The 16,234-nt window shown below is 65.3% G+C and carries 17 protein-coding genes; 12 read left to right on the top strand and 5 right to left on the bottom strand.

The genetic code is table 11. The annotated features are described in order from the left end of the window. Window positions 1-24: 24 nt before the first annotated feature. From DOM54_RS08975 to coq7, 3 genes are read left to right on the top strand one after another with little or no spacing between them, the layout of a single operon-like run. Complete coding sequence (locus DOM54_RS08975; protein WP_110602564.1) at window positions 25-897, top strand: phosphoribulokinase; 873 nt, start codon at window positions 25-27, stop codon at window positions 895-897. A gap of 44 nt (window positions 898-941) precedes the next feature. Next, complete coding sequence (locus DOM54_RS08970) at window positions 942-1,286, top strand: histidine triad nucleotide-binding protein (RefSeq protein ID WP_110716014.1); 345 nt, start codon at window positions 942-944, stop codon at window positions 1,284-1,286. Window positions 1,287-1,329: 43 nt separating this feature from the next. Next, window positions 1,330-1,971 (top strand): 2-polyprenyl-3-methyl-6-methoxy-1,4-benzoquinone monooxygenase, encoded by a 642-nt coding sequence (coq7, locus tag DOM54_RS08965; RefSeq protein WP_110716013.1) that lies wholly within the window; start codon window positions 1,330-1,332, stop codon window positions 1,969-1,971. An 87-nt stretch (window positions 1,972-2,058) separates the two neighbouring features. Here the strand turns inward: coq7 and DOM54_RS08960 are convergent, their stop codons facing one another. From DOM54_RS08960 to DOM54_RS08950, 3 genes are all read right to left on the bottom strand, one after another. Further along, window positions 2,059-2,478: an OsmC family protein gene (locus DOM54_RS08960; RefSeq protein WP_110602569.1), complete on the bottom strand. Its 420-nt coding sequence runs from the start codon at window positions 2,476-2,478 to the stop codon at window positions 2,059-2,061. Window positions 2,479-2,574: 96 nt separating this feature from the next. Beyond that, on the bottom strand, window positions 2,575-3,243 hold the full coding sequence (gene murU, locus DOM54_RS08955; RefSeq protein ID WP_110716012.1) for an N-acetylmuramate alpha-1-phosphate uridylyltransferase MurU: 669 nt from the start codon (window positions 3,241-3,243) through the stop codon (window positions 2,575-2,577). Further along, window positions 3,240-4,271 (bottom strand): aminoglycoside phosphotransferase family protein, encoded by a 1,032-nt coding sequence (locus tag DOM54_RS08950; protein ID WP_110716011.1) that lies wholly within the window; start codon window positions 4,269-4,271, stop codon window positions 3,240-3,242. Before DOM54_RS08950 ends, murU begins: the two co-directional genes overlap by 4 nt. A gap of 339 nt (window positions 4,272-4,610) precedes the next feature. Between DOM54_RS08950 and DOM54_RS08945 the strand changes: the two genes are divergently transcribed. The 8 genes from DOM54_RS08945 to DOM54_RS08910 all read left to right on the top strand — a co-directional run bounded on the left by DOM54_RS08945 (window position 4,611) and on the right by DOM54_RS08910 (window position 12,816). Continuing rightward, window positions 4,611-7,076: an LPS-assembly protein LptD gene (locus DOM54_RS08945; protein ID WP_110716010.1), complete on the top strand. Its 2,466-nt coding sequence runs from the start codon at window positions 4,611-4,613 to the stop codon at window positions 7,074-7,076. Window positions 7,077-7,154: 78 nt separating this feature from the next. Then, a complete protein-coding gene (locus DOM54_RS08940) occupies window positions 7,155-8,114 on the top strand; it encodes a peptidylprolyl isomerase (RefSeq protein ID WP_110716009.1) in 960 nt (319 codons plus the stop codon). Then, entirely contained in the window at window positions 8,114-9,121 is a 1,008-nt protein-coding gene (gene pdxA / locus DOM54_RS08935; protein ID WP_110716008.1) for a 4-hydroxythreonine-4-phosphate dehydrogenase PdxA, read from the top strand. The genes DOM54_RS08940 and pdxA overlap by 1 nt, the downstream gene beginning before the upstream one ends. Window positions 9,122-9,136: 15 nt before the next feature. Continuing rightward, window positions 9,137-9,985 carry a 16S rRNA (adenine(1518)-N(6)/adenine(1519)-N(6))-dimethyltransferase RsmA gene (gene rsmA, locus DOM54_RS08930; protein ID WP_110716007.1) on the top strand — a complete coding sequence of 283 codons (849 nt, stop codon included), beginning with the start codon at window positions 9,137-9,139 and terminating at the stop codon, window positions 9,983-9,985. Then, the gene (gene apaG / locus DOM54_RS08925) at window positions 9,982-10,365 is read left to right on the top strand and encodes a Co2+/Mg2+ efflux protein ApaG (protein ID WP_110716006.1); all 384 of its coding nucleotides are present in this window, start codon (window positions 9,982-9,984) and stop codon (window positions 10,363-10,365) included. The genes rsmA and apaG overlap by 4 nt, the downstream gene beginning before the upstream one ends. Before the next feature lie 83 nt (window positions 10,366-10,448). Beyond that, window positions 10,449-11,270 (top strand): symmetrical bis(5'-nucleosyl)-tetraphosphatase, encoded by an 822-nt coding sequence (locus DOM54_RS08920; RefSeq protein WP_110716005.1) that lies wholly within the window; start codon window positions 10,449-10,451, stop codon window positions 11,268-11,270. A gap of 49 nt (window positions 11,271-11,319) precedes the next feature. Beyond that, on the top strand, window positions 11,320-11,646 hold the full coding sequence (gene glpE / locus DOM54_RS08915) for a thiosulfate sulfurtransferase GlpE (protein ID WP_110716004.1): 327 nt from the start codon (window positions 11,320-11,322) through the stop codon (window positions 11,644-11,646). 12 nt (window positions 11,647-11,658) lie between these two features. Beyond that, window positions 11,659-12,816 (top strand): tRNA nucleotidyltransferase/poly(A) polymerase-related protein, encoded by a 1,158-nt coding sequence (locus DOM54_RS08910; RefSeq protein ID WP_110716003.1) that lies wholly within the window; start codon window positions 11,659-11,661, stop codon window positions 12,814-12,816. A gap of 82 nt (window positions 12,817-12,898) precedes the next feature. Here the strand turns inward: DOM54_RS08910 and DOM54_RS08905 are convergent, their stop codons facing one another. Next, window positions 12,899-14,245, bottom strand: a complete 1,347-nt coding sequence (locus DOM54_RS08905) for a GntT/GntP/DsdX family permease (RefSeq protein WP_110716002.1) — start codon at window positions 14,243-14,245, stop codon at window positions 12,899-12,901. Window positions 14,246-14,545: 300 nt separating this feature from the next. Between DOM54_RS08905 and DOM54_RS08900 the strand changes: the two genes are divergently transcribed. Further along, entirely contained in the window at window positions 14,546-15,067 is a 522-nt protein-coding gene (locus tag DOM54_RS08900; RefSeq protein ID WP_240613832.1) for a gluconokinase, read from the top strand. 48 nt (window positions 15,068-15,115) lie between these two features. Here the strand turns inward: DOM54_RS08900 and DOM54_RS08895 are convergent, their stop codons facing one another. Next, window positions 15,116-16,123 carry a LacI family DNA-binding transcriptional regulator gene (locus tag DOM54_RS08895; protein ID WP_110716000.1) on the bottom strand — a complete coding sequence of 336 codons (1,008 nt, stop codon included), beginning with the start codon at window positions 16,121-16,123 and terminating at the stop codon, window positions 15,116-15,118. Between the last annotated feature and the right edge of the window lie 111 nt (window positions 16,124-16,234).

The raw sequence follows: 16,234 nt of genomic DNA, 5'->3' as shown, positions 1-16,234 counted from the left end.
GCATGCTGAATGACGAGGTTCTGCATGTCGCGTGAATTTCCGATCATTGCGGTGACAGGCTCCTCTGGCGCGGGGACGACCACGGTCAAGCGTACCTTCGAGCGGATGTTCGCTCGCGAGGACGTACATGCCGCGTTCATTGACGGTGACGCCTTCCATCGCTACTCGCGGGCGGAACTGGCGCAGATCCTGCAGGTCGAGCCGGAGCGCAAGGCGGAACTGTCCCACTTCTCGGTCAATGCCAACCTGCTCGACCGTCTCGATGCGCTGTTCCAGGAGTACGGCGAAAACGGCAAGGGCACCTATCGCCACTACATTCATGCCGAGGACAAGCGCATGATCGAGGCGGGCTGGCAGGTCGGGACCTTCACCGACTGGCAGCCGATTCCCAGCGGCACGGACCTGATGCTCTACGAGGGGCTGCATGGTGGCCTGGTGACCCACGAGGTCGATATCGCCAGGCACGTCGACATGCTGATCGGGGTGGCACCGACGATCAATCTCGAATGGCTGCAGAAGATCGATCGCGATACCAAGCTGCGCGGCTACTCCCAGGAGGCGGTCATCGACACCATCCTGGGGCGCATGCACGACTACGTGCGCTACATTCAGCCCCAGCTGTCGCGCACGCACATCAATTTCCAGCGCGTACCGACGGTCGATACCTCGAATCCATTCGAGCTGCAGGACGTGCCCAACGATGGCGAATCGTTCGTGGTCATCCGGTTCCGGGATCCGGCGGCCGTCGACTTCCCCTACCTGGTCACCATGATTCATGATGCCTTCATGAGCCGCCCCAACACGCTGGTCGTCCCGGGGGCGCGCCTGTCGCTGGCGATGGACCTGATCCTTGCGCCCCAGGTGCGCCAACTGCTGGCCCAGCGTCGCTTCCGCTGAGCCTGGCCGCCGACCGATCCCTCACGCCGACATCAGGAGCTTTCATGGAACCGACACTCTTCAGCAAGATCATCGATCGCGAGATACCGGCGGATATCGTCTACGAGGATGACGAGGTGCTTGCCTTCAACGATATCGATCCGAAGGCACCCACGCACATCCTGATCATCCCCAAGAAGCCCATCGCCACCTTGAATGACATCGAGGAGGGCGATCTGGCGCTGGTCGGCCGGCTGCAGTACACCGCCGCCAAGCTGGCCAAGGAGCTCGGGTTCGCCGAGGAGGGCTATCGCGTGGTGATGAACTGCAACGAGGCGGGCGGGCAATCGGTCTATCATATCCACATGCACTTGCTGGGCGGGCGTCGCATGCAGTGGCCGCCAGGCTGACAACCGGTCTGCTCGTCCGAGTGGCGTCAACAAGGAGGTTCCGATGACTCGCAAGATTTCCCGCGCCGACAACCTGATCCACCAGTTCGATACGGTGCTGCGCACGCTGGTGCCCAAGGCGGCCCAGCCGAGCCGGCCGTCGCCGGCCAACGTCCAGCCGGCTGGCGCGCTCGACGACGAGCAGCGCCATCATGTGGCCGGGCTGATGCGGATCAACCACACCGGTGAGGTCTGCGCCCAGGCGCTCTACCAGGGCCAGGGGCTGACGGCCAAGCTGACCGAAACCCGCGAGCGCATGGAAGAGGCGGCCGCGGAGGAGATCGATCATCTGGCCTGGTGCGATCAGCGACTGCAGGAGCTCGACAGTCGTACCAGCTATCTCAATCCGGCGTTCTACGCGGCTTCGTTCGGGTTGGGCGCGGTCGCCGGGGCGATCGGCGACCGGCTCAGCCTCGGATTCGTCGCCGCCACGGAAGAGCAGGTGGGGCGGCATCTCGAGTCCCATCTGCGCAAGCTGCCGATCGACGACAAGCGCTCGCGGGCGGTGCTCGAGCAGATGCGTATCGACGAAGCGCAGCACGAACGCTGGGCGCTGGAGTCCGGCGGCAGTCGCTTCCCGCTATCGGTGAAGTGGGGTATGCGGCTGATGTCGAAGGTGATGACCAAGAGCGTCTATCGGATCTGAGCTACGAGCTACGAAGAAAGCCAGCGACAAGGGTCGCTGGCTTTCTTCTTTTACGGCACATCGCGGGCGCGGGCGGATTGTCGTGGCTCAGGCCTCGACGATCTCGTAGTCGTGGGTGATCTCCACCCCGCCTTTGCTCAGCATGAGTGACGCACTGCAGTATTTCTCGGCGGAAAGGTCGACGGCGCGCTTGACCACGGCGTCCTTCAATCCCTTGCCGGTGACGACGAAGTGGACGTGGATCTTGGTGAAGACGCTGGGGGTGCCGTCGAAGCGCTCCGCTTCCAGCGTGGCGACGCAATCGGTGACTTCTGCGCGGGCCTTTTCGAGGATCTGGATCACGTCGAACGAGGTGCAGCCGCCTAGACCCATCAGCACCATCTCCATGGGCCTCGGCCCGGTGTTGCGGCCACCGTGATCCGGGTTGCCGTCGATGACGACGCTGTGGCCGCTGCCGGATTCGGTGACGAACTGGCGGCCGTCGGTCCATTTGACTGTGGCTTTCATGGCAAGGATTCCTTACTGGGATTTGTCGTTGGATCGTTCGGTTGTCGATGGCGGCAGGATAACACTCCGGACAAGTGCTGGTGGTGTCCGGATTCGTCACCCTTGGTTGAGTCGTGCTTCCAGCTCGGCCAGGCGCTGCGGCGTGCCGACATCGACCCAGTCGCCGCGGTGGTGCCAACCACCGACGCGGCCCGCCTGCATCGCGTCGATCAGCAGTGGTGCCAGCTTGATAGCCTCTCCGGCCGGCAGGTCGGCGACCAGTTCGGGGTGAACGACGCCGAGGCCGGCGTAGATCAGCCGCGGCTCGCCATCGACATGCAGCCGGCCCTGGGCGTCGAGATGGAAATCGCCCCGCCGGTGGAAGTCGGTCGTATCCACCATCACCAGCGAGGCGAGGTCGTCAGTGGCGAGCGCGAGGCGTGCGAGCGGGAAATCCGTCCAGACGTCGCCGTTGACCAGGATGAACGGCGCTTCGCCCAGTAGCGGCAATGCCTGACGCAATCCGCCTGCGGTCTCCAGCGGCGTCCGTTCGACGCTGAATTGAAGCGAGACGCCGTAGCGCTCGCCGTCGCCCAGGGCGTCGATGATCTGCTGGCCGCGATAGCTGACGTTGATCACGATGTCGTGGATGCCTGCCGTTGCCAGCCGCTCGAGGTGATGCACGATCAGCGGCTTGCCGGCGACCGTCAGCAGCGGCTTGGGGCAGTGGTCGGTGAGCGGTCGCATCCGGGTGCCTAAGCCGGCGGCGAGAATCATCGCTTTCATGACGAGGCTTCCTGGTCGCGGTTGGCATGGTGCTGGGCCAGGCACGCTGCCATCGCCGGGCGGTAGCTTTCGCGCAGCCAGCGGTGGAACTCGCCGAGGGCGGGCAGTGCCGCCAGCCCCTCGTCGAGATGCCCGTAGAAATGGGGTAGCCAGTCGAGGTAGCGGGGTTTACCGTCGCGCAGAAAGAGGCGACAGAATTGGCCCAGAATCTTGAGCTGACGCTGGGCGCCGATCGCCTCGACAGCGGCTCGAAACGCCTCGGCGTCCAGGTCGGGGCCGACTCGCCCCGCCGCGAGGCAGCGCTGGCGAAAATCCTCGATCCAGCGGTCCATATCCTGGCGTGACCAGCGGTGATAGCGACCCCGCAGCAGGGAAATCAGATCGTAGCCCAGGGGGCCGGCCAGCGCGCCCTGGAAGTCGATGATCCAGAGCCGCTCCCGGTGGATCATCAGGTTCATGGCGTCGAAATCACGGTGTACGGCGACGGTGGGGAGCCTGGCGATATGGGCGAGCAGGTGGCGCTTGACCTCGGGCCACTGCGGTGGCGTCTCGATGCCGAGCCAGCGGGTCAGGCCCCAGTCGGGGAAGCGGTCCATCTCCTCTTCGAGAAAGTCGGTGGCGTAGTGGGGCAGCGAGGCAACCGGCGCGAGTCGTTCGATCTCGTCGAGCAGCGCCAGCGCCTGCGATGTCCCCTGACGTGTGCCGGACTCGGTCTCGAAGTGGTGGTGAAGGCTGTCGTTGCCGAGATCGTCGAGCTCGATGAATCCCGACTCCAGGTCGACGGCGTGCAGTCGAGGTACCGGCAGGCCGGCCTCGCGCCACTCGCGGCCGATGGTCACGAATGGCCGGCTGTCCTCCAGCGCCGGCGGCGCGTCCATGACGATCCGTGTCGCACCGTCCGGTAAGGTGACGCGACAGTAGCCGCGAAGGCTGGCGTCGCCAGCCACCGTTTCCAGCTGGCAGGCTTCCGGTGACAGCCGATGCTGGGCGGCGATCCAGTGGCGAAGAGCATCCAGGCGCAGGGTCATGCAGGCTTCCGCTGATAATGAGAGAGCGTGGCGGCGCACTGCCGATGACAGCGCTTGCCGCGAGTTGACGGGCCGGAACTGGCACCGCATGCTGGGCGCTAATCCGGAATCGCCGCGCCAATTTTCACGGTATCGAGCGGTGCGCCAGGAGCGCGACAGGGTAGCATCCGGCGGCCAGCGATCAATGCCGCGTTCGGACACCATCGCACTCGGCCTGGCCTCCGCCGAGGTTGCGACGCGCCCGCGCGGCGTCCAGACGGCTCAACAAGGAATGGCTTCGCGGCAACTCCCGTCGAGGTCTGTATAATACCGGCTTCACTCGGCAAGGACATAGAGGACATGGGCAAGCGACTGGTCTGGACTGCCCTCACCGGCCTGATTTCATCGACGGCCCAGGCGGCGCCCCCCGCCCCCCTACCGGCGGACCAGCTGGATTGGTCTCCGTGGGGGGATCAGGCCCCGGCTGGCGCGCTTTGCGGTGGTCGCTATATCGAACCTGGCTACCTGCTGCCCGAGGGCAAGACCCCCGAAGAGGTGCTGTCCAACTCGGGATCGGCCGAGTACGGCGATGATGGCGAGACCATACTGGGGGGCAATGTGGTGCTGCGGCGCGGCGAAAGCCAACTGGAGTCGCCACGGGTGCGAGTCAATGCTGCCCGGGACACCGCCTTCGCCGATGGCCCCCTGACGATCCGCTATCCGGGCATGCTGGTGCGCGGTGACGATGGCCAGGTCTCGCTGGACAGCGATGCGGCGCGCATCGATGACGCCCACTACGTCGTCCACGAACAGCGGTTGCGCGGGGATGCCCAGTCGATGCAACGTCTCGACGACGGCCGCTATCGCATGACCGAAGCCAGTTTCACCACCTGTGCCCCGGATAGCCGACTATGGCGGATCGTGGGCAGCGACGTCACCATCGATCGCGAGCAGGGCTTCGGCACGGCTTCCAATGCGCGACTCGAGATGGGTGACGTGCCGGTCTTCTACTGGCCGTGGGTCCGCTTTCCCATCGACGATCGCCGCCAGAGCGGGTTTCTGTGGCCGACCGTGGGGCTCTCCAGCGACGGGCTCGACTACAGCCAGCCGTACTACCTCAATCTGGCGCCCAATTACGATGCGACCCTCACGCCACGGGTCATCTCCGACCACGGCTTCATGCTGGGCGGCGAGTTTCGCTATCTGTTCGGCAGCGACCAGGGGTCCATCGAGGGCGCCTATCTGCCCAATGACAATGGCGGCGAGAACGACAACCCCAACGATCCCAACGATGCCTTCGACGGGGAGGATCGCTGGTACATCGACTACAGCCACTATGGCTACTTCAGCGACCGGCTGGATTACGCCATGCGTTACGGCGCCGCCAGCGATGGGCGCTATTTCGACGACTTCGGGCGTGACTTCGGCGAACAGGATACCGAGTACCTCGAGCGCCTGGCACGACTGAGCTATCAGGGGACCACCTGGCATCTGGATGCCCGTGCCCAGGGCTATCAGCGCATGGATTTTCCTCTCGACGAGGACGATCGGCCGTTCTACAAGTTGCCCAGCCTGACCGCCAATGCCCGCTGGCAGCAGGATAGCGGCTTCTATCAGGAGTGGAATTCCAACGCGACCTACTTCTGGCGCGATCTGCATGGCGTCGACAGCGACGGTTTCTGGGAAGACGAGGAGACCGGCGATACCCTCCAGATCCGGCTGCGCGAGGCGGCCAACGGGTCGCGTATCAACCTGACCCCGGCCATCGGCTGGCGCGCCCAGCCAAGCTGGGGCTTCCTGGAGCCGCGCTTCCAGCTGTGGCAGACCAACTACGAGCTCGACTACGGCAATCGCGACACCGATCGGGACGAGAGCCTGTCGCGCACGGTACCGGTCTACTCGGTCGACTCCGGCCTGATTTTCCAGCGTGATGTCACGCTGTTCGACAGCGATTGGAAGCAGACCTTCGAGCCGCGGCTCTACTACGCCTACGTACCGGAACGGAATCAGTCGGAGTTTCCCGATTTCGACACCGACGAGCTGCCGATCTCGTGGAGCCAGCTCTGGTCGCCCTATCGCTTCACCGGGGCCGACCGGGTGGGTGATGTCAACAAGCTCTCCTACGGCGCCTCGACGCGCTTCCTCGAGGACGATACCGGTCGCGAACGTCTGTCGCTTTCCGTGGGGCAGAGCGCCTACTTCTCGGATCGCAAGATCGATATCGAGGGTGACCCGAACACGCTGCCGAACAAGGAGACCGACTACGAGGACTGGTATCGTGCCACCCGCGACCGTTCACCGGTCATCACCCAGCTCGACTGGCGTATCAACGATCAGTGGCGCTCGCGTTACGAGTGGTTCTACGACCCCGATCGCTCCAAGACCGAAAAGGCGTCGGCCTATCTCCAGTACCTGAGTCCAGCCGGCCATGTCTTGAACCTTGGCTACCGTTGGCAGATCCAAGGGTTCGATCCGTCGGGAGACGAAGAGGATCGTCTTAACTACAGTCGCGAGGATTTCGACGTGTCGTTCGCCTACAAGGCCACCTCATCGTTGGACCTGATAGGCCGTTATCTCTACGACAACACCAATAGCCGCGACCTGGAAACGCTGGCCGGCGTCCAGTTCAACAGCTGCTGCAGCGCGGTCCAGGTGGTATGGCGTGAGTGGGTCGAAGACAACGATACCGCCAACACCATCGATGACGACTACACCGATCGAGGCCTATTCCTGCGCTTCGTGTTCAAGGGGCTGGGCGGCGTCGGCCAGGAAGCCGACAGCTACTTCGCCCAGGCGGTACCGGGCTACGAAGCGACGCAGTTCTGATGACTCGACTGTTCCGATCAATCCATGTTCACGGCGAGCTCGAACGGCTCGCCTTTCCATCAAGCAAGAGAGGTAGGCATGCGTCCTAGAGTATGGATCCCCCTGGCGCTGGTAATGCTGCTGTCGCCGTTGTCCGCGATGGCGGAAGTGGTGCAGCTGGATCGTATCGTCGCCGTGGTCAACGACGATGCCATCATGCATAGCCAGCTCGAACGGCGGGTCGCCCAGGCGCGCGATCAGCTCCAGGCCAACAACATCCAGATGCCGCCGGAACGGGCGCTGGAGCGTCAGGTGTTGGACCGCATGATCACCGAACAGATCGAGTTGCAGATGGCCGAGAATGCGAAGCTGAGCATCGACGAGACCCAACTCAACAGCACCATGCGCGGTATCGCCCAGAACAACGGGATGACCTTGGACGAGTTCGCGAACACGCTGGAGCAACAGGGCCAGACCCTGGCGGAAGTGCGTGAGCAGGTGCGCCGGGAGTTGCTGATACGAAAAGTGCAGCAGGATCGCGTCGCCAGCAGAGTCACGGTCTCCGATCGCGAGGTCGATCGTTTTCTGGCGCAGCGCGGCGAGAACAGCAATGTCGCCTACCACCTCGCCCAGATCCTGATCGCCGTGCCGCAGTCGCCGACGCCGGATCAGGTGACCCAGGCACTGGCCGAGGCGCAGAAGCTCTATCAGCAACTGCAGGAGGGCGCCGACTTCCAGCAGCTGGCCGTGGCCGAGTCCGATGACGCGCAGGCGTTGCAGGGGGGGGATCTCGGTTGGCGCCAGGCGGCGCAGATTCCCTCCATCTTCGCCGACGTGATCCCCGATCTGTCCAAGGGGGAAGTCAGCGAGCCGATTCGCAGCCCCAGCGGTTTCCACCTGGTCAAGCTGATCGACACCCGTGGTGGCGACAGCGGACAGATGACCCGGGACCAGGCCAGCCAGGCGATCTTCCAGCGCAAGGTCAGTGACGAGCTGGAAGCCTGGACGCAGGAGATTCGCGCCAGCGCCTATATCGACAACCGTCTCGACAACGGCTAATGACCTTGCCGGTATTGGCACTGACCACCGGCGAACCGGCTGGCGTCGGCCCCGAACTCGCGCTCGCGGTGGTCCGGGACTGGCGGCAACTGGCGGCGACGGTGGTCGCCGTGGGAGACCCTGACCTGCTGGCCGAGCGTTCCCGGCTGCTCGGCTGGCCGATCGAACTCGAGATCGTCTCTCCAGGGGCGGAGTTGCCGCCGCCCAGCGACGGTCGGCTGCCGGTCTGGCCGGTGTCGCTGGCGAGGCCGTCGACGCCTGGCCGGCTGGACCCCGCCAACGCCGGCTACGTGCTGGAGACGCTCGATCTCGCCATCGAGGCCTGTCGGCGGGGGGCCGCCGACGCCATGGTGACGGCGCCGCTTCACAAGGGAGCGATCATCGAGGGCGGATACCCCGGCTTCACCGGCCATACCGAGTATCTTCGCGACGCCTGCGGTGTCGAGGAGGTGGTGATGATGCTTGCCACCGAACGCACTTCCCGGCCGCTGCGGGTCGCGCTGGCGACCACCCATCTGCCGCTCTCCCGGGTAGCCGAGGCGATCACCGACGCGGGCCTGACTCGTGTCATCCGGGTCCTGGCGGCGGAGCTGACCCGGCGCTTCGGCATCGCGTCGCCCCGGATCCTCGTCTGTGGGCTCAACCCCCACGCCGGGGAGGACGGGCACCTGGGACGCGAGGAGATCGAGGTCATCGCGCCGACGTTGGCGCGGCTGCGCGACGAGGGCCTCGACCTGGTGGGGCCGCTGCCGGCGGATACGCTGTTCACACCCCGTCATCTCGATCATGCCGATGCCGTGCTGGCGATGTATCACGATCAGGGCCTGCCGGTACTCAAGTACGCCGGATTCGGCCAGGCCGCCAATATCACCCTGGGCCTGGGGATGGTCCGCACTTCTGTCGACCACGGTACTGCCTTGGATCTCGCTGGCACCGGCCTGGCCGAAGTGGGTAGCCTCCGGGTCGCGCTGCAGGTGGCTCGGCAGATGACCGCCCGCGCTCACTGAAGGAATCTTGTTGTCATGGCTACACGCTCCTCCGATCGTTCACCGATGCCTCGCGCCCGGAAACGGTTCGGCCAGAACTTTCTCCGCGACGGCGGCGTGATCTCGCGCATCGTCCGGGCCATCGGGCCCCGCAGTGGCGAGCGCCTGGTCGAGATCGGCCCCGGCCAGGGCGCCCTGACCGGCCCGCTACTCGAGGCTACCGGCGCGCTGGAAGTGATCGAGCTGGATCGCGATCTGATCCCCGGCCTGCGGGTGCAGTTCTATGACTACCCCGAGTTCACGATTCACGAGGGGGATGCGCTCAAGTTCGATTTCCATGCGCTATCGCAGCAGGATGGCCGTCCGCTGCGCGTCGTGGGCAATCTGCCTTACAACATCTCGACGCCGCTGATCTTCCATCTGCTGTCGGCCCGCGGCGCCATCCGGGACATGCATTTCATGCTGCAGAAGGAGGTCGTCGAGCGCCTTGCCGCCGAGCCCGGCGGGCCCGATTGGGGTCGGCTGTCGGTGATGACCCAGTATCACTGCGCGGTCGAGTCGCTGTTCGTGGTGCCGCCCGGCGCCTTCGTGCCGCAACCCAAGGTGGATTCGGCGATCGTGCGGCTGACGCCTCATGCCGAGTTGCCTTCACCGGCCCTCGACGAGGCCCACTTTGCCGATGTGGTGAGAGAGGCGTTCGGTCAGCGTCGCAAGACCCTGCGCAACAATCTCAAGGGGATGATCGACGCGGAGGCACTGGCGGCGCTGGGGATCGACCCGGGCCGTCGGCCACAGACGCTGCGGGTCGAGGAGTTCGTCGCCATCAGCAACCATCTCGCGGGTCTCCAGCCCGAGAACCCTGCCGCCACGGAGACGTGTTCATGAGCGAGATCGCACCCGCCGTCACCGTCGACGTCGAGCCGGCGTTTCGCGAGGACGAATCGTCGCCCGGCGACAACCGTTTCGTGTTCAGCTACACGGTGACCGTGCACAATCACTCCGACCGCAGCGTGCAGTTGCTGTCGCGTTACTGGAAGATCACCCAGGGCCACGGCAAGGTGCAGGAAGTGCGGGGCAACGGGGTGGTCGGCAAGCAGCCGACGATCACCGCCGGGCACAGCTTTCGCTATACCAGCCGTGCGGTGATCGAATGTCCCGTCGGCGTCATGCAGGGCAGTTATACCTGTATCGATCTGGCCAGCCAGGCCACCTTTGATGTCGCCATCGCGCCGTTTCGCCTGGCCGGCCCCAATCAGGTCCACTGAGCGGCGGACGATCGCCATTCACGTCCACCGCTGCGCCGGCGCGGATCGCGCAACGGAGCCGCACCACCAACACGAGGAAGCGCATGGCGACCTACGCAATCGGCGACCTGCAGGGCTGTCACGCCGAATTCGAAGCCCTGCTCGAGCAGCTCGACTTCTCGCCCTCACGGGATCGCCTGTGGCTGGCCGGTGACCTGGTCAACCGCGGCCCCGATTCGCTGGGTTGCCTGCGCAGGAGCGTCGCGCTGGACGGTGCCGCCAGCGTAGTGCTGGGCAATCACGATCTGCACCTGCTGGCTGTCGCGCGGGGCCATGGCAAGCTCAAGCGCAACGACACCCTGAGCGATATTCTCGAAGCCCCGGACCGGCACCAGATGCTCGAATGGCTGCGCCATCAGCCGCTGCTGGTCGCCGACCCCGCGCGCCGTTGCGTGATGACCCATGCCGGGCTGCTGCCGCGATGGTCGCTCGCCCGGGCGAGCGAATTGGCGGCGGAGGCGGAAGCGGTCTTGCGATCGGACGACGTGGATGCTTTTCTGAGCGTGATGTACGGCAACCATCCGGCCCGCTTCGAGCCCGACCTGACCGGCACGGATCGTATCCGGGCCATTGTCAACGTCTTCACCCGCATGCGCTTCATCGACGGCGACGGCACCCTGGATTTTGCCGCCAAGGAGGGACTGGACAGCGCGCCGGCGGGTTATGCTCCCTGGTTCACCTATCCCCGCGCCGACGACCTGATGCTGCTGTTCGGCCATTGGGCCGCGCTGGAGGGGCGCACCCCAGGGGCCAGGGTTGACGCGCAAGCGCTGGATACCGGCTGCGTATGGGGCGGGTCCCTGACCGCCCTCGATCTCGATAGCGGCGAGCGGATCTCGGTGCCGTCCCGCTCGGCAGACCGATGAGCGGTTACGCTGCCGGTCGCCTACAGTCAAGCCTTTTCAGGAGTGATTCATGACCCAGTCTTTCGCCCATCTCGATCCGACGACGCTGGCACAGTGGCTGAGCGAAGGACGCTCGTTCAAGCTCGTCGACATTCGCGACCCCATGAGTTTTGCCCAGGGCCACATCCCCGGCAGCTACCACCTCGACAATACCACGGTGGCGGAACTGGTGGACAAGACGCCCGGCGACACGCCCGTGGTGGTGGTCTGCTATCACGGTCACTCCAGTCAACAGGCCGCCTCCTGGCTTGCCGGGCAGGGCTTCGACGAGGTCTACAGCCTGGATGGCGGGTTCGTCGACTGGGCGCATCGCCGGCCCGACCATGTCGAACGCTAGCGGTCTCGCGACATGAGCATGCCCCGCGATCCCCGTCTCGACGGGCTGGAGGTCTACCTGGTGGGTGGCGCCGTTCGCGACGCCCGTTTGGGCTGGCCGGTGGGCGATCGTGACTGGGTGGTGGTCGGCGCCACGCCGGAGGCCCTGCGCCAGCGCGGGTTCAAGCCCGTCGGTCGCGATTTTCCGGTCTTCCTGCATCCCGATACCCACGAGGAGTACGCGCTGGCCCGTACCGAGCGCAAGCAGGGCCACGGCTACACCGGGTTCGAGGTGCACGCCAGCCCCGAGGTGACGCTGGAAGCCGATCTGGCGCGACGGGATTTCACCATCAACGCCATGGCCGAGACCCCGACGGGCGAACTGGTCGACCCCTATGGCGGCGCCGACGATCTTGCGGCCAGGAGGCTCAGGCATGTCTCGGCCGCGTTCATCGAGGACCCGTTGCGGGTGTTGCGTGCGGCGCGCTTCCTGGCGCGTTACCGCAAGCTTGGTTTCACCATCGCCGCGGAGACGATGGCGTTGATGCGCCAGCTCACCGACAGCGGTGAAATGCGGTATCTGGTCGCCGAGCGGGTGTGGACGGAGACGCACAAGGCGCTGGGCGAAGTCGACCCTGCCGCCTATTTCCAGACGCTGGAAGCGTGCGGGGCGCTGGCGGTGCTGATGCCGCCACTGGCGACGCCGTCGCTACCCGAGGCGCTGGCGCGACTCGAGCCGGTCCCCGACGAATCCGCTTCCCACAGCGTGGCGCTATGGCGCTGGGCGCGGCTCGGCGAGCACCTCGTGGATGAAGAGCAGACCCGGCTCAACGATGCCGTCAAGGCGCCCAACGCCTTCCGGGATGCCATGCGGCTGGCGTCCCTGTCTTGCCGATTGCGTCATCGCATCGGTGGCCAGCGGCCCGAAGGCGAAGAGGATCGTGCCGACGCGATCATGACCTGGCTGGACGGGATCGACGCCTGGCGACGGCCCGAGCGCGTCTCGCCGTTGCTGGCCCTGATCGCCCATGACGACGGCGAGCTGGCGGACGATCTGGCACTGGCCTGGCGGCTGGCCTCCCAGATCCTGCCCAAAGCCCTGCTCGATGAAGGGTTTCGTGGACCGGCGCTGGGCGAGGAGTTGTCCCGGCGCCGGGAGGCGACGGTGCGGGAGGCGCTGGCACCCCGCTAGCGAGCCCGTGACAGCGAAACGCCCGCTGCAGGGTTCGGAACCCCGCAGCGGGCGTTTTGCGTTTTGATGGCCTAGGATCGGGTCAGACGAACAGGCCCACGATCAGCGCCATGACCAGCCCGGTCAGACCGATGATCGTCTCCATCACCGTCCAGCTCTTGAGCGTCTGCGCCTCGGTGAGACCGAAGTAACGGTTGACCAGCCAGAAGCCGGAGTCGTTGACGTGGCTCAGCACCGTGGCGCCGGAAGCGATCGCGATGACCAGCAGGCCGAGCACCGGGCCGTCGAGATTCAGCGTGGTGATCACCGGTGCCATCAGGCCGGCGGCGGTGATCATCGCGACGGTGGCCGAGCCCTGGATCACGCGGACCGCGGTGGAGATCAGGAAAGCCAGCAGGATCGGCGGCAGGGCGCTTTCGGCCATGATGTTGCCCATCACTTCACCGACGCCGGAATCGATCAGCACCTGCTTGAACACGCCGCCGGCACCGGTGACCAGAATGATGATGCCGGCCGGTTCCAGCGCCTTGGTGGCGACTTCCATCACCTGCTCCCGCTTCATGCCGCGGCGCGTCCCCAGCAGGGTGAAGGCGAGCAGCGTGGCCAGGGTCAACGCCACGAAGGGGTGACCGAGGAAGGTCAGTGCGGCCAGCACCGGGCTGTCCGCCGGCAGGATCACGCCGGAGACGGTGTTGAGGACGATCAGGGCCAGCGGCAGCAGGATGATCGACAGGATCAGCTTGAAGCTGGGCAGGCCGGCGGTATCGATATCGCTTTTCGGCAGCTCCATGTAATCCGGGATCTGGGCATCGATGCGCTTGGCGATCCAGCGCCCGAACAGCGGGCCGGCAATGATCATGGCCGGCAGGCCGCAGATCGCCCCGAACAGGATCACGTAGCCGAGATCGGCACCGATCAGCTTGGCCACCGCGATCGGCCCCGGCGTCGGCGGAATGAAAGAATGCGTCACCGCGAGCCCGGCCAGCAGCGGAATGCCGTAATAGAGCAACGAGCGGCCGGTGCGGCGGGTGAGGGCATAGATCAGTGGTACCAGGATGATGAAGGCGACATCGAGGAATACCGGAATCGCGACGAGGAAACCTGTGACCCCCATTGCCCACTGCGAGCGGTTCTCGCCGAACTTGTCGAGCAGTGTGCTGGCGAGGCGGTCGACCCCGCCGGAGACCTCCAGCATCTTGCCGAACATCGCGCCCAGGCCGACCACGGTGGCGACGAAGCCAAGCGTACCGCCCATGCCCTTCTCGACCGTATCCAGCAGTTGGTCGACGTTCATGCCGGTGGCCAGCCCGACCAGACCACTGACGACGAGCAGCGCGACGAAGGCGTGCAGGCGCAGCTTCATGACCAGATAAAGCAGCATGATGATGCTGCCCAGCGCGGCGAGTATGAGAGAAGTTGGGCTATCCATGTCGACGACATTCCTTGGTGAAAGCACGCGGCGTCGGAGGCCGGATATACGCCATTGGTGGCGTTGTGCTTCGCGGTGGAGTTGGCGAGAATGGATGTTACCGGTAACAGATCGGTCCCAACAATGCGCCTAAAGGTGTAGAGACAACCTCTATCCAATCGGGATAGGCCATTGCCAGGCCGGCAAGCGCGCACGGCACCAATCACCCTGTACCAGTCACAGAGGTATCGTTTACCGATGTAGTCGCTACCTACGTAGCAACCCTGGTACCAATCGGAAGGCAACGTCATGGACGCAAAGATGAGTCGGCGCATCGTCGTAATGGGCGTATCCAGCTGCGGCAAGACCGAAGTCGGGCAACGGCTGGCAACCGCTCTGGGAGGGCGCTTCCTCGATGGAGATGACTACCACTCGCCGGAAAGCGTCGCCAAGATGTCGCGCGGCGAACCCCTCGACGACGACGATCGGGCCGGTTGGCTGGAGCGACTGGCGGTGTTTCTGGCCGAGGCCCGGGTCGAGGACGAGACGCTGGTCATCGGCTGCTCTGCGCTCAAGAAACGCTATCGCGATACGCTGCGCCAGGGCGATGAAGCGCTGACCTTCGTGCATCTCGCTGGAAGCCGCGAGCTGCTGCTGCAACGGATCCAGTCGCGCCGCGATCACTTCTTCAAGGGTGAGGCGATGCTGGACAGCCAGCTGGCGACTCTCGAGGCGCCCGGCGAGGATGAGGCGGTCACCGTCGATATCGCCGGTACCCTCGAGCAGGTGGTCAACGAGGCGGTGCTGAAACTCGAGAAGCGGTCGTTAGCCGACAGGCGCTGAGGCACCTGCCACCGCCTAGAACAGAGTGGCCGCCATCGGTGGCGACGGTCACAGGCTCCCGCCAACGCGGACCTCGAATCCCAGATTTTCGCTGGTTGGTTGTCGCGGGGCGCCCTGGAGGCGCGCCAGCAGGCGCACGGCAATGATATCCCCGATGCGCCGCCTCGGCGTCACCACCGTCGCCAGCGGCGGCGCGGTCGCCTCTACGATGTCGAGACCGTTGAAGCCGGCCAGCGCCAGCGCCCCGGGGACCTCGAGCCGGCGCCGCTGACACTCGAACAGCGCGCCGGCGGCGAGGTCGTCATTGCAGCAGAACACCGCCTCCATATCCGGCCAGCGCTCCAGCATCGAGCCCAGCATCTCCCCGCCCAGGCGGTAGGATGAGGGATGGGGCGTGGTCAGGCAGCGTTCGGTTGAGAGGCGTGTCCGTCTCATCGCCGCTTCCCATCCCGCCATGCGCAGTTGCGCACGGTAGTCCATGCGCGCACCGAGAAAGCCTATCCTCCGATATCCGCGGTCGAGAAACGCCTGCGTCATCGCCATGCCGGCCTCGTGCTGGTCGAGCCCGACATTGATGTCCAGCGGCGTCTCGGTCAGCTCCAGCGTCTCGACCACCGGCACCCGGGCCCGCGCCAACAGGCGGCAGGCATGATCGGTGTGGCGTGTGCCGGGCAGAACCAGCGCCTCGACGCCGTAGCGCAGGTAGGTCTCTATCAGCCGTTCTTCTTCCAGGATCGAGTAGCCGGTATGACCGATCAGTACCTGATAACCCGCGTCACCCAGGCCCTCCTGGATCCCCCGCTGGATCTCCGAGAATACCGAGTTGGAGAGCGAGGGAATCAACAGCGCCACACTGTGGGATCGGCCGCTGGCCAGGGTGCCGGCGGAGTGGTTAGGGATGTAGCCGAGCTCGTCGATGGCGGATTCGATGCGCAACCGCAACGCGGCCGAAACCCGGTGGGGCTCGCGCAGGGCTCGTGACACCGTGATCTTGGTGACGCCGACACGCTCGGCGATGTGCTGAAGCGTCACCCGTCCAGAGGAACGACGTGGCATGACAATCCCCGGAATCGATTCTTGTGCCCGGTGGTTACCGGTAACTTGACGGTCAGATTAGCACGTTGGCGCTGGCGGACTCTCTGGACCCATGGTCGTAGTGCATTGTGG

It is taken from the genome of Salinicola acroporae (assembly GCF_003206615.1).
Classification (GTDB): Bacteria; Pseudomonadota; Gammaproteobacteria; order Pseudomonadales; family Halomonadaceae; genus Salinicola; species Salinicola acroporae.
The sequence above is the reverse complement of the archived record's forward strand: the minus strand, read 5'-3'. Positions and strand labels throughout refer to the sequence as shown.